The 13,270-nt window shown below is 58.1% G+C and carries 14 protein-coding genes; 3 read left to right on the top strand and 11 right to left on the bottom strand.

What is annotated here, in order from left to right; translation table 11 throughout:
* Positions 1-6 precede the first annotated feature (6 nt).
* From napH to ACR0I1_RS17785, 11 genes are all read right to left on the bottom strand, one after another.
* Positions 7-918, bottom strand: a complete 912-nt coding sequence (napH, locus tag ACR0I1_RS17835) for a quinol dehydrogenase ferredoxin subunit NapH (protein WP_480707443.1) — start codon at positions 916-918, stop codon at positions 7-9.
* On the bottom strand, positions 915-1,733 hold the full coding sequence (gene napG / locus ACR0I1_RS17830; protein WP_480707442.1) for a ferredoxin-type protein NapG: 819 nt from the start codon (positions 1,731-1,733) through the stop codon (positions 915-917). The genes napH and napG overlap by 4 nt, the downstream gene beginning before the upstream one ends.
* Before the next feature lie 27 nt (positions 1,734-1,760).
* Positions 1,761-4,253 carry a nitrate reductase catalytic subunit NapA gene (gene napA, locus ACR0I1_RS17825; RefSeq protein ID WP_480707441.1) on the bottom strand — a complete coding sequence of 831 codons (2,493 nt, stop codon included), beginning with the start codon at positions 4,251-4,253 and terminating at the stop codon, positions 1,761-1,763.
* A gap of 17 nt (positions 4,254-4,270) precedes the next feature.
* A complete protein-coding gene (locus ACR0I1_RS17820) occupies positions 4,271-4,543 on the bottom strand; it encodes a chaperone NapD (protein ID WP_170466518.1) in 273 nt (90 codons plus the stop codon).
* On the bottom strand, positions 4,540-5,049 hold the full coding sequence (gene napF / locus ACR0I1_RS17815) for a ferredoxin-type protein NapF (RefSeq protein ID WP_170466521.1): 510 nt from the start codon (positions 5,047-5,049) through the stop codon (positions 4,540-4,542). The genes ACR0I1_RS17820 and napF overlap by 4 nt, the downstream gene beginning before the upstream one ends.
* Before the next feature lie 140 nt (positions 5,050-5,189).
* Positions 5,190-7,118 carry a 1-deoxy-D-xylulose-5-phosphate synthase gene (gene dxs / locus ACR0I1_RS17810; RefSeq protein WP_170466524.1) on the bottom strand — a complete coding sequence of 643 codons (1,929 nt, stop codon included), beginning with the start codon at positions 7,116-7,118 and terminating at the stop codon, positions 5,190-5,192.
* 14 nt (positions 7,119-7,132) lie between these two features.
* Complete coding sequence (locus ACR0I1_RS17805) at positions 7,133-7,999, bottom strand: polyprenyl synthetase family protein (protein WP_170466527.1); 867 nt, start codon at positions 7,997-7,999, stop codon at positions 7,133-7,135.
* Positions 8,000-8,242 (bottom strand): exodeoxyribonuclease VII small subunit, encoded by a 243-nt coding sequence (locus ACR0I1_RS17800; protein ID WP_010443127.1) that lies wholly within the window; start codon positions 8,240-8,242, stop codon positions 8,000-8,002.
* Positions 8,239-9,165 carry a histone deacetylase family protein gene (locus ACR0I1_RS17795; RefSeq protein ID WP_480707440.1) on the bottom strand — a complete coding sequence of 309 codons (927 nt, stop codon included), beginning with the start codon at positions 9,163-9,165 and terminating at the stop codon, positions 8,239-8,241. The genes ACR0I1_RS17800 and ACR0I1_RS17795 overlap by 4 nt, the downstream gene beginning before the upstream one ends.
* Before the next feature lie 69 nt (positions 9,166-9,234).
* Positions 9,235-9,936 (bottom strand): response regulator, encoded by a 702-nt coding sequence (locus ACR0I1_RS17790; RefSeq protein ID WP_170513633.1) that lies wholly within the window; start codon positions 9,934-9,936, stop codon positions 9,235-9,237.
* Complete coding sequence (locus ACR0I1_RS17785; RefSeq protein ID WP_480707439.1) at positions 9,933-10,445, bottom strand: MarR family winged helix-turn-helix transcriptional regulator; 513 nt, start codon at positions 10,443-10,445, stop codon at positions 9,933-9,935. The genes ACR0I1_RS17790 and ACR0I1_RS17785 overlap by 4 nt, the downstream gene beginning before the upstream one ends.
* 158 nt (positions 10,446-10,603) lie before the next feature.
* Between ACR0I1_RS17785 and ACR0I1_RS17780 the strand changes: the two genes are divergently transcribed.
* The 3 genes from ACR0I1_RS17780 (at position 10,604) to ACR0I1_RS17770 (ending at position 13,014) form a co-directional block, all read left to right on the top strand.
* Positions 10,604-11,470: a branched-chain amino acid aminotransferase gene (locus ACR0I1_RS17780; protein WP_170566675.1), complete on the top strand. Its 867-nt coding sequence runs from the start codon at positions 10,604-10,606 to the stop codon at positions 11,468-11,470.
* Positions 11,471-11,586: 116 nt separating this feature from the next.
* Positions 11,587-12,537, top strand: coding sequence for an AraC family transcriptional regulator (locus tag ACR0I1_RS17775; protein ID WP_480707438.1), 951 nt, complete (start codon positions 11,587-11,589; stop codon positions 12,535-12,537).
* Between the two features lie 111 nt (positions 12,538-12,648).
* Complete coding sequence (locus tag ACR0I1_RS17770; protein ID WP_480707437.1) at positions 12,649-13,014, top strand: SPW repeat domain-containing protein; 366 nt, start codon at positions 12,649-12,651, stop codon at positions 13,012-13,014.
* The last annotated feature ends 256 nt before the right edge of the window (positions 13,015-13,270 follow it).

Below are 13,270 nucleotides of genomic sequence, written 5' to 3'. Positions count from 1 at the left end.
ACTCCTTCAAAAAGGTCTTGAGGCGCGCGGCTGGGGCGCGGCGGTTGATTCCGGTGGCGCGACGGTCAGGGCGTCGAACCGATGGGTGAATTTGAAAACGTCTTCAGCGCAGACATCGATGCAGCGTCCGCAATTGGTGCAGTCGGGCGACAGGATCAGCGGGTTGTCTTTGCCTTTCAGCGCCGGAGAGATCACATGGTTTTCCGGGCAAACCGCGTAGCAGTCCATGCAATCGTCACAGGCGTTGCGATTGGCGGCGCTGACCCGCAGCATCGTCTTGCTGCCCACCAGTCCGTAGAATGCGCCTACGGGGCAGACATGGCCGCACCATCCATGGCGCGAGACAAGCAAGTCAAACAGGAAAATCGCGGCGACCATCGTCCAGACGAAGCCCATGCCAAAGATCAGTCCGCGATGCAGCATGGTGATCGGGTTGACCAGTTCCCATGCAATTGCGCCGGTCAGGCCGGACACGACCAGCACGGTGGCCATGATCCACAGCCGCGTTCCGCGTTTGGGCTGCCAGCCTTTTTGCAGGCCCAGCTTGCGGTGCAGCCAGTGCGCGCCGTCGGTTACAGGGTTGATCGGGCAGACCCACGAGCAATAGACGCGGCCTCCGACCAACGCGTAGGTCGCCAGAACGATGACGGCACCAATGGCGGCGGTCAGCTCGGGCCAGTGCCCTGCGATCAGACTTTGCAGCAAGACGAACGGATCTGTCAGGGGCAGTACGCCTAGGGTCAGCGACCCGGCCAGAGTGCCCTGCACGATCCAGAGGCCGAACCACGGGCCCAACAGGAACAGTACCAGGAAGAACACCTGGCTGGCGCGGCGCAGCAGCAGGTATTTATGGGCACTCAGCCAACCTTTGGCGGCGATAGCTTCATGCCCCAGCGGCATGTTTGTGCGGACGGTCATTGAGTGAACTCCGGCAATTTGAAGCTGGGCTCAAACCCGCCCGGTGCGACAAGGTTATCGGTGCCCGGCCCCGGCAGGCGATCAGGCAAATCGATGATACCTTCGACGACGGGCGCGCCTTTGGCTTCTTTCTCTTCCCAGCCCTTGCGGTAGTGATCGGCGCTGCTGCCCCGAGCCAATCGGGCGGGAAGAACTTTGATCGCCGCTTCGGGCAGAACGCAGCTTTTCTCGCAAACGCCGCAGCCGGTGCAATGATCGGCGTGAACGGTTGGAATGAAGATTGCATGACTGCCCGAGCGGGCGTTGTGTTCGGTCTCCAGCGTAATGGCCTCGTCGATGACGGGGCAGACGCGGTAACAGACATCGCAGCGCAGGCCGAAGAAGTTCAGGCAGTTTTCCTGATCGACCAGAACGGCGACACCCATCTTGGCGTCGTCGATATTGTCCAGTCCGGGGTCCAGCGCCCCGGTCGGGCAGGCAGCGACGCAGGGGATGTCGTCACACATTTCGCAAGGGATATCACGGGCGGTGAAATACGGCGTGCCGGTGGCCACCGCATCGACACCCAGCTCGGCCAGTTTCAGCGTGTCATAGGGACACTCTCGTACGCACAGACCACAGCGGATGCAGGCTGACAGAAAGTCTTTTTCCGGCAAGGCACCGGGGGGGCGCAATGCCTCGGCCGGCAACGCCCGTGCGTCCCGCGCCAGCCAGGCCAGCAAGGAACCGGCTGCTACGCAGCCGCCCGCTGCGCGCGCCGAGTCCTGCAGGAACCGGCGCCGCTGCGGCGAAAGGGGAGTGCCAACACGAGACATGGGGACGACCTTTGCCTTGCCAGCCTTTTACGCGCGCTCGACCTTACAGGCGCATTTCTTGAAGTCGGTCTCTTTCGAGAGCGGGCAGGTCGCGTCCAAAGTCAGCTTGTTTGTCAACTGGCCTTCGTCGAACCATGGCATGAACACCAGGCCACGCGGCACTTTGTTCCGGCCTCGGGTTTCGACCCGGCTGTTAACTTCGCCGCGGCGGGTGGAAAGAACGATCTCCTGCCCGCGGCGCAGACCGCGGTCGCGCGCATCATCCGGGTGCATATAGACAACGGCGGCGGGATAGGAGCGGTGCAGTTCGGGCACGCGGCGGGTCATCGAACCTGAATGCCAATGTTCCAGCACACGCCCTGTGCAGAGCCACAGGTTGAATTCCTCATCCGGTACCTCGGGGGCGGGTTCGTATGGCGCGAAGATGATCTTGGCCTTGCCGTCCTTATGACCATAGAATTTCACGTCTTCGCCTTCAGGCACATACGGATCATAGCCTTCTCGGAAGCGGTACAGTGTTTCCTTGCCATCCACGACTGGCCAGCGCAGGCCACGCGCCTGGTGGTAGGTTTCGAATGGGGCCAGATCGTGCGCGTGGCCGCGCCCAAACTCGGCATATTCCTCGAACAGGCCCTTTTGCACGTAGTAGCCAAAGTGCTCGGACTCGTCGTTGTCGAATCCTTCTGCGGTCTCTGACAGCGGGAACTTGTCGATCGTGCCATTGGCGAACAGCACGTCATACATGGTCTTACCACGATGTTCTGGCATGGTGGCCAGCAGTTCCTCGCCCCAAACCTCTTCAACGGTGAAGCGTTTGGAGAACTCCATCAACTGCCACAGATCGGATTTCGCTTCGCCCGGAGCTTTGACCTGTTGCCGCCAGAATTGGGTGCGACGCTCGGCGTTGCCATAGGCGCCTTCCTTCTCGACCCACATGGCGGTAGGCAGGATCAGGTCAGCCGACAGGGCTGTTACAGTAGGATAGGGATCGGAGACGGCAATGAAGTTCTCCGGGTTGCGATAGCCGGGATAGCCTTCTTCGTTGATATTGGGCGCGGCCTGCATGTTGTTGGTGCACTGCACCCAATAGGCATTCAGATCGCCGTCCTTCAGCTTGCGGTGCTGCAAAACGGCGTGGAATCCGGGTTTGGGTGGGATGGTGCCCGCAGGAATTTTCCACGCGGTCTCGCAAATCTCGCGGTGTTTGTCGTTTGCCACAACCATATCAGCCGGCAGACGGTGAGCGAAGGTTCCGACCTCACGTGCCGTACCACAGGCCGAAGGTTGACCGGTGAGCGAGAAGGGCGAGTTTCCGGGTTCGGAAATCTTACCCACCAGCAGGTGCACATTGTACATCAGCGAGTTCACCCACGATCCGCGAGTGTGCTGGTTGAAGCCCATGGTCCACAGACTCATCACTTTGCGGTTGGGGTCGGCATATTGCTGGGCCAGACGCTCAAGCTGAGCGGCAGGAACACCGGAGAGTTCCGATGTGTATTCCAGCGTGTATTCCGATACCGCTTCGGCATATTCTTCGAAGCTGATCGGCTCCATCTTGCCAGAGTTTGGATTCTCTGCCTCTTCCTGCAGCGGGTTGTTATCGCGCAGTCCATAGCCAATATCGGTGGCGGTTTTGGTGATGTTGACGTGTTTGTTGACGAACTCTTCGTTCACCGCGCCGTTCTGGATAATGTAGTTGGCAATATAGTTCAGGATCGCCAGATCGGTCTGCGGCGCAAAGACCATTCCATTGTCGGCCAACTCGAACGAGCGGTGTTCATAGGTCGACAGTACATGCACTTCGGATCCCGGTTTGGTCAGACGTGTGTCGGTCAGGCGTGACCACAGAATCGGGTGCATCTCGGCCATGTTCGAGCCCCAGAGCACGAATGTGTCTGCGTGCTCGAAATCGTCATAGCAGCCCATTGGTTCATCAATGCCGAAGGTGCGCATGAAGCCGACAACCGCCGAGGCCATACAATGGCGCGCGTTGGGGTCGATGTTGTTGGATCGGAAACCGGCTTTCATCAGTTTGGCAGCGGCGTAGCCTTCCCAAACGGTCCACTGGCCCGAACCGAACATGCCGACACTGGTCGGGCCTTTCTTGGCAAGGGCCTCTTTCCACTTGGCAGCCATGACGTCGAAGGCTTCGTCCCAGCTGACGGGTTCGAACTCACCATTCTTGTCATATTCGCCGTTGGTTTTGCGCAGCATCGGCGTGGTCAGGCGGTCTTTGCCGTACATGATCTTGGACAGGAAATAGCCCTTGATACAGTTCAGACCGCGGTTCACCGGCGCATCCGGGTCGCCTTGCGTGGCGACCACGCGCCCGTCTTTGGTGCCTACCAGAACCGAGCATCCGGTGCCGCAGAACCGGCAGGCGGCTTTGTCCCAACGGATATCAAGGTTGCCGACCTGAGCGCTGGCTTGTCCGGTCGCAAGGGGAAGTCCTGCGGCTGATGCTGTCGCAGCAGCGGCGGTTGATTTCAAGAAGGTCCGGCGGGATTCAGAGATGGTCATGACATGGGTCTCCGGCTTTAGATCTGGCGAGAAGCATTAAGGTGCGGACGGGTCTCCGCGAGGTCTTCGAAATGGTGGTAGGTCAGGGTCAGAGAGATCACACCCGGGATCTGATGCAGATCCATGATCGTCTCAGAAGCCATTTTTTCCGGCGTATCCTCGACCACAACAACAATGCGGCCATCCTCGGATGCCGCGTGAACTTCTGCCCCGTATGTACCTGCAATCGCGGCCTGTGCACTCTGCGTGGTTTCGGGGGTTACATGGACGAGGCATCCACAGATATTCATAAGGCTACCTCCTGAGTGGGCGGGGTGTGGCGTTCAAAGCTGACAGAACCGGCAGGGCAGGCGCTGGCACAAGCGCCACAGCCGGTACAAATATCGGTGTCGAGTTGGGGTTCAGCACGACCACCGGTTTGCAGCCGAAAGCGGATCGCATTGTGGTCGCAGACATCCTGACAGACCCGACAGCTGACACCATTCATCGACAGGCAAGAGGCCGACACCGCAGCGCGCCAAGGCCAATCGGCCACGTGTTCAGGATTCAGCGCCCCGGTCGGGCAAGCGTTGGCGCAATCACCGCAAAAAGTGCAGGGGCCTGCATCCAATTGCACAACAGGCCAGCCTTGCGTGTCGAAACGGATGATATCTTCAGGGCAGGCCTCGCGGCATTCGTCGCATTGGGTGCAAAGCTCAAGAAACTCGTTCACCGCACCCGGTGGGTGGATGGCTGATGTATCCTCGCGCAGCACTTTCCCTTTCAGGAATGCGCGTCGGCTGGCTAGCTTGTTCATTCGCTCGCGACCTTTGAGTGATCGACAGGGGTTGGCCTGCCTGACTCGGGTGTTAGCGTAGCACAGCGTGTAAGGAATTGACCTAGATCATTTTTGAACTGCTTATTTTTTCAGCATCCAGGGGCGGCAACACCCGAATATCAGGCGCGTTTCTCACCGATTGTAGCAACGCCAAGAACCGAAAGCACCTTTGCCTCGATCTGTTCTGCGTTCATTCCTGCGACGGCGTACATATCCGCCGGGCTCGCCTGATCGATGAAGATATCCGGCAGCACCATCGAGCGATACTTCAACCCTTCGTCAAACACGCCCTCATCCGCAAGCAATTGCGCAACATGGCTGCCAAAGCCGCCGATGGCCCCTTCCTCGATGGTGATCAGTGCCTCGTGATTGGCAGCCAGATCAAGGATCAGGTCCCGATCCAGCGGTTTGGCAAAGCGTGCATCGGCGATGGTGGGCTTGATCCCGCGCGCCGACAGCGCCTCTGCCGCTTTCTGCACCTCGGCCAGCCGCGTACCGAAAGACAGCAGCGCCACTCGGGCACCTTTCTGGATCAACCGGCCCTTGCCGATCTCCAATACTTCTCCGCGCTCGGGCAGATCAACGCCCGCTCCTTCGCCGCGAGGATACCGGAAAGCGATCGGGCCATCGTCATGTGCCACCGCAGTGGCGACCATGTGCATCAATTCGGCCTCATCTGCAGCCGCCATGACAACCATACCCGGAAGGTTGGCCATGTAAGCAATATCAAACGACCCCGCATGGGTCGCACCGTCTGCCCCAACCAGACCCGCACGGTCGATGGCAAATCGCACCGGCAGGCGTTGGATCGCCACATCATGCACAACCTGATCATAGCCACGCTGCAGGAAGGTTGAATACATCGCACAGAAAGGCTTCATCCCCCCGGCGGCCAACGCAGCCGAGAAGGTCACGCCATGCTGTTCGGCAATCGCTACGTCGAAACAGCGCGACGGATAGCGCTCGGCAAACAGGTTCAGCCCGGTACCGTCCGGCATCGCGGCTGTAACCGCGACGATCTTGTCATCCCGCGCTGCTTCATCGACCAGTGTCTTGCCAAAGACCGAGGTATAGGAAGGCGCGTTCGAAGGCGCCTTTTTCTGCTCGCCCGTCACCACATCGAACTTGGCGGTCGCGTGACCCTTGTCGCGGGCCTGTTCGGCGGGGGCATACCCCTTGCCTTTCTTGGTCAACACATGGATCAGGATCGGTCCGCTTGCCTTCGCCTTGACCGCACGCAGAACCGTCAGCAACTGGTCCAGATCATGCCCGTCGATCGGGCCAAGATAGGAAAAGCCGAGCTCTTCAAATAGCGTCCCGCCCATGGCCATGCCCTTCAGCATATCCTTGGCGCGCTTTGCCCCTTCGCGGAAGGGTTCCGGCAGCAACGACACCGCACCTTTGGCAGCAGCTTTCAGATCGTGAAATGGTTCTTCGGCATAAATGCGCGATAGATAATTCGATAGGGCACCCACCGGCGGTGCAATGCTCATCTCATTGTCATTGAGAATTACGATCAAGCGTTTCTTCAGGTGGCCTGCGTTGTTCATCGCCTCAAAGGCCATGCCGGCGGACATAGAGCCATCGCCGATCACAGCGATCGCATCGCCCAGCCCTTCAGGCGTAACGCCGCCCAGATCACGCGCGACAGCAAAGCCTAGCGCGGCACTGATCGAGGTACTGGAATGTGCAGCGCCGAATGGATCATAGGCGCTTTCACTGCGCTTGGTGAATCCGCTTAGGCCGTCTTTTGTGCGCAGGGTGCGAATTCGGTCCCGGCGTTCTGTCAGAATCTTGTGCGGATAACACTGGTGACCTACGTCCCAGATGATCTTGTCTCGTGGCGTGTCGAATACCGCGTGCAGCGCCGTGGTCAGCTCGACGACACCCAGACCCGCGCCCAGATGCCCTCCGGTCACCGAAACTGCTGAAATCGTCTCGGCCCGCAACTCATGTGCGACCTGATGCAACTGCGCATCTGAAAACTGCTTCAGATCCGCTGGGCGGCTCACAAGGTCCAACAAGGGCGTATTCGGGCGGTCAGACATTTGGTGTTCCTGGCTTAGCTGTCCCGGGCAATAACGAAGCGGGCAGCCTGCTTCAAGGTTTCTGCAGCGGAGCCATGTTCGTCCAGCGCAGCACAAGCCTGTTCCACAAGCTCAATTGCACGGGATCTGGCGGCGTCCAAACCCAGTAGCGAGACAAAGGTCGCTTTGCCCGCCTCGGCGTCTTTCTGTAGCCGCTTTCCGGCCTTTTCGGCATCTCCTTCGACATCCAAAATGTCATCCGCGATCTGAAAGGCAAGCCCAAGCGCCTGGGCATATTGGCGCAATTGGGTGGGATCGGCCTGCGCCAATCGCGCACCCGCACAGGCGGACCATTCGATCAACGCACCGGTCTTGCCCGCTTGCAGATGTGTAATCTCATCCAGTGTCAGCGGCTCCGCCGCCGTCTCAGCGGCGATATCCAGCGCCTGACCCAGAACCATACCCTGTGCGCCGCTCGCTTTTGCCAGTGTTAGAGCCAGTTCAGCGCGTATTTCAGCATTTCCGACCTCTGGCCGCGTGCAAAGCTCAAACGCAAGTGTCTGCAGCGCATCCCCGGCCAGAACGGCGGTGCCCTCATCCCATTTCACGTGCACCGTCGGGCGTCCACGCCTCAGGTCGTCATCATCCATGCAAGGCAGGTCGTCATGGACCAGAGAGTATGCATGCAGCGCTTCGATACCCGTCGCTGGCCAGATTGCCCGAGCTGTATCGACGCCAAGCAACCGCGCGCTTTCCAATACCAGAAACCCTCGCAGACGCTTGCCGCCCTCGGTGGCATAGGCCATGGCCCGTGTCACATCCAGATCATCCAGCGCGCTCAGAACCAGATCGAAATGGCTCTGAATCAGCGTGGCATCCTGTGCCAGCTTTTCACGAAACATTTACTGACCTTCGACAGGCGTCGTCCCGGTTGGCTGGCCATCTGCGTCCAGAGTGATCGCGGCCACTTTTTCCTCAGCACGCTTCAGCTCATCCTCGCAGCGCTTCTTCAATGCGGCGCCACGTTCGTACAGCGCAATCGATTGATCCAGCGCCACATCACCACGTTCCAACTGGCCAACCACGGCCTCAAGCTCTTTCATCGCTTGTTCGAACGTCATTTGTTCAACTGGGGTATCGGTCATCGTGCTGCCTTTATCAGTTCTTCCACATGGGCGCGTGTCGCCTCGGCCAATGCGTTCAGATCATAACCGCCTTCCAGAGTCGAGACGATACGGCCATCACACACGTCATCGGCAATCTTGCACAGCTCCGCCGTGATCCAGGCGAAATCGCCAGTGGACCAATTGAGATTGGCCAACGGATCATCCTGATGCGCATCAAACCCAGCGGAAATAATGATCAGTTCCGGCCTAAACGCCCGCAGACGCGGAAAGGCTTGCGCTTCATAGGCTGCCCGCATCTCGGCCCCACCCGTGCCCGGAGCCAATGGTATGTTCAAAACGGTTTCATAAGCACCGGTCTCATCCGGGCGGCCCGAGCCGGGCCATAAGGGCATCTGCTGGCTGGTAATCACCAAAGCGCGTTTCTCGTCCCACAGCAGGTCTTGCGTGCCATTGCCATGATGCACGTCGAAATCCACCACTGCCACGCGGTTCAACCCGTGATGATCCAACGCGTGCTTTGCAGCCAGCGCGGCATTCCCAAACAGGCAGAACCCCATGGCCGTCTCGGTCTCGGCATGATGCCCCGGAGGCCGAATAGCGCAAAACGCGTTCGGCGCTTCGCCGGCCAGAACTATATCAACGGCCCGCACGGCGGCACCCGCCGCACGAAAGGCTGCATCAACAGATCCCGGAGACATGAACGTATCCCCATCAATCTGTTTGAACCCATCCGGGGGCCTGTGGTCGAGAATATCGCTGATATGGTTCTGCGGATGCACCCTTAGCAGATCATCATCCGCCGCCAACGGCGCCGTCACACGCTGAAGATCCAGCCCTTCAAGTGCATGTAGGATATGCTCTAACCGCGCCACCCGTTCCGGATGTCCCTCAGGTGTCACATGGTGCAAACAATCTGCATGGGTCAAAAGGGCGGTTTTCATCAGGATCCCATCTTCATCTGGCTAAAAATACCTTCGCCGAAGGCCTAAGATCGCCGCGCAGCGGCAAAATCAATCCGGTGCCAACATATACCCTGCACCCCGTACGGTCTGCAGATACCGGGGTTGCTTCGGATCTTGCTCAAGCTTCCGACGCAAGCGGGTGATCTGTACGTCCACAGCGCGCTCCTGTGCCTGACCTTTGTCACGCCCCAGATCTTCGACCAGCTTGGCTCGGCTGATCGGTTCGCCGGGTTGAGCCGAGAATATTTTCATCAACTGGCTTTCGGTCGCGGTTAGGCGCACCGGGTCTTCGCCCTGCCACATCTCACCGCGTTCGATATCATAGCGAATGGGCCCAAGATGTAGAATCTTCGCCGCCGTGTCCTGTGCAGGTGTCTCTGGCATCCGACGCAGAATGGCGTTGATCCTCAGCAGCAACTCTTTCGGCTCGAATGGCTTGGCCAGATAGTCATCCGCACCCGCCTCAAGCCCGGCAATCCGATGCTCGGTCTCGCCCTTGGCCGTCAACAGCAGGATCGGGGTGGAATGGGTGTCGCGCAGGGATCGGGTCAGGCTAACGCCGTCTTCGCCGGGCATCATCACATCCAGCACAATCAGATCGAAATCCAGCCCCGACAAAACCCGCCGTGCGTGCGCTGCATCCCGCGCCGCGGTTACAAGAAAACCGCTGCGCATCAGGAATTTCTTGAGCAAATCACGAATACGCTCGTCATCGTCGACGATCAGAAGATGGGCGTCCATTTCGCTCATGAAGTCGTATCCCGCAGTTTCGTATATGCACGACGCATATCAGCATCCATCATCGCTTCAAGCACTTTGCGAAACCCGGCCACCGCTTCGGGGCCCGCATCTTTGTAGGCCGCACGCATCCGGGCGCGCTGGGCGTCAGATAGTTTGGCCTCGAGTGCCTTTCCTTTATCCGTCAGAAATAGGTGGCGTTCGCGTTTGTCCACTGTTCCGACCCGGCTTTCGACCAACCCATCTTCAATCAGGCTGCGCAAGACGCGATTCAGCGATTGTTTCGTGACACCCAATATGGCCAGTAAGTTGTTGACGGTTGTACCCGGCGCACGGTTGATGAAGTGGATGGCCCGATGATGAGCACGGCCATAGGCCAATTCAGTCAGGATACGGTCCGGATCAGCGGTAAAGCCGCGATAGGCAAAAAACATGGCCTCGATGCCCTGCCTCAGTTGTTCATCTGTCAGAAACAACAGGCTTTCTCCGCCAAAGACCGGGGCGGGACGGATTTCGGTCATGTTGGGCCTCATTCGCAATATAATCTGACTTTATGTCAGCCTTATTGACATTCCAAGAGCGCACAGGTATCGAATCGCAGTTTTTGCGCAACATTGTGTCCGATACGGACCTAAACGGCGCAACATTCGGAAATATCGACCGGTTCAGGAGGTTTCGCATGGCTGGATATGACGATCGCGACGGTGTCATCTGGATGGATGGCGAATTGGTGCCCTGGCGTGAGGCCAATGTGCACATCCTGTCCCACGCGATGCATTATGCGTCTTCGGTGTTCGAGGGTGAGCGCGCTTACAACGGCAAGATCTTCAAAAGCCGCGAACATTCCGAACGCCTGATCGCGTCGGCAGAGGCGCTGGATATGCCGATGCCATACTCGGTCGATGAGATCGAGGCCGCCAAGGAAGAAGCGCTCAAAGCCAGTGGTCTTCAAGATGCGTATGTACGTGCGCTGGTCTGGCGTGGCTCGGGCGAGGATATGGGTGTGGCGTCCGCCAAGAATCCGGTTCGGATGGCCATCGCTGTTTGGCCTTGGGGTGCCTATTACGGTGACGCTAAGATGCAAGGCGCCAAGTTGGACATCGCCGAGTGGAAACGACCCAGTCCGGAAACCATTCCAGTCCATGCCAAGGCAGCAGGTCTTTACATGATCTGCACCATTTCCAAACACAAAGCTGAGGCCAAAGGCTGCTCGGACGCTTTGTTCATGGATTATAATGGCAACGTCGCCGAGGCGACGGGGGCAAATGTCTTCTTCGTTCAGGATGGCGAAGTGCACACCCCGCTGGCCGATTGCTTCCTCAACGGCATCACTCGTCAGACGGTGATCCAGATGCTGAAAGACAAGGGCATCACTGTTCATGAACGTCGGATCCGTCCCGAGGAGATGGCCGATTTCGAGCAATGCTGGCTGACTGGCACTGCAGCCGAGGTTACACCTGTCGGGCAGATCGGCGATTATACCTTCGAGGTCGGCGATCTGACCCGCGAAATCGCCGAAGATTACGAGAAATTGGTCCGCGCGTAAGTTAACACCGTATTGAACCCCCGCTCAGGCGGGGGTTTTGATTGCAGATCATGCAAATATGCATGCAGATCGTTCGAAGTTATGGACGCTGCCGGGCCAAGCCGTATTGTTGGCTCATGTTAGATCTTCTCAGCGATATCCTTACACGCCTGTCTCTGCGTGGCACATTTTATTTCCGCACATCCTTTACTCCGCCGTTTGGGATACAGGTGCCGGGCTTCGAGAACGTGGCCCGGTTTCACTTTGTGCAACGCGGTGAATTGAAGGTGCACCTGACAACAACCGGCGAGACCTTGCGGTTGCGGCAGGGTGATCTGATCCTTATTCCCCACGGTGCGCCGCATGCGCTGCTGTGTAATGAAGTCAAACCCTATGATGCCTTGCCCCTTGAGCAGGTGTTAGAGCTGTCAGGCTACAAAGGCGATGGTGTCCTGGTTTATGGCGGTGAGGAAGATGAGCGCGATACGCAACTGATTTGCGGACATTTCTCATTCACCGGGCCAGCCGGGCGAAACGGAACCGGTCATATGCTGATCGACCGGTTGCCACCTTTTATACTGATCGAGAATTACGGTGAAGAAGCGGGTGCCTGGATCGAGGCGACATTGCGCATGATCGGATCTGAAGTGTCCGGTGCTCGTATCGGCGGTGACCTGATCGCGCTGAAACTGTCCGAAGTGCTGTTTGCGCAAGCGATCCGGGCATACCTTGAACATCAAAGTCCTCATGATGCCGCGCTTGCCGGATTTGCCGATCCGCGCATCTCGCGGGCGCTGACTGCATTTCACCAGTCTCCGGCGCAGGAGTGGAGCGTTGCGATGCTCGCGCGAGAAGCAGCAATGTCACGCACCGCATTTGCGCAGCTTTTCTCACAAAAGATGGGGACTACCCCGATGCAGTACCTGACGGACTGGCGGATGCAGATCGCGTGCCATGGGTTGACCGAAAATCGCTGGAACGTTGCGGATGCCGCAGCAGAAGTGGGATACGCGTCCGAGGCTGCGTTTTCACGCGTGTTCAAGAAGCAGGTCGGACTGTCGCCCGCCGCGTACCGTGCGATGCACTAATCGTACTGATCAATTGAACGATCTGCAATAATTGCAAAACGAACTGAGATGTTGCGTTCAATCGCGTGCCCCTAATCTTTGATCATCACTGATTGAAGAAAGGAAGTTCACATGTCCCTGCGTTTTGTCACCCGCTCTGTCCATGCCTATCTTGACTACCCGGTTGCGATTGCGCTGATGATTTTGCCTTTTGTACTGGGGTTGGGCCAGTCCAACCCGCTGGCACTCTGGCTGTCCGTTGTGACCGGCATTGCAGCATTCTTACTGACCGTTCTGACAGATCATCACCTTGGGATTTGGCGGGTTCTGCCATACAAGTTTCACTTGGCTGTTGATTTGCTTGTCGGCGTCACCTTCCTTTTGGCACCCAGCCTGTTTGGGTTTTCTGGGCTTGATGCGTTGTTCTACTGGGTGAACGGGGCCGCAGTCGTTGTAGTGATCTCGCTCAGCGCGCCCGAACAGAGCGCTATTGCTTGAAGTGAGTCAGAACCGTAGCGATCAGCTGGGCCATGCGGGCATCCGGATGGCCCTTTTTTGTTTTAGACACTAATAAGGCCAAATTTGCCCAATAGGTCGCCCCTTTTGCATCAGGTTTTCAGGCTTGAATTTTCCGACAAAAACTATCAGATATAACGCAACGCCAGATGACACCATCAAGCAACTGGTTCCGGGGCGATCTGTGGGCTCAGCAAAAGCAGATGTGAAGGCCCGCCATCGCCCCGGGAACGACCAA

It is taken from the genome of Ruegeria sp. B11 (assembly GCF_056539785.1).
This window is presented reverse-complemented; position numbering and strand designations above follow the sequence as displayed.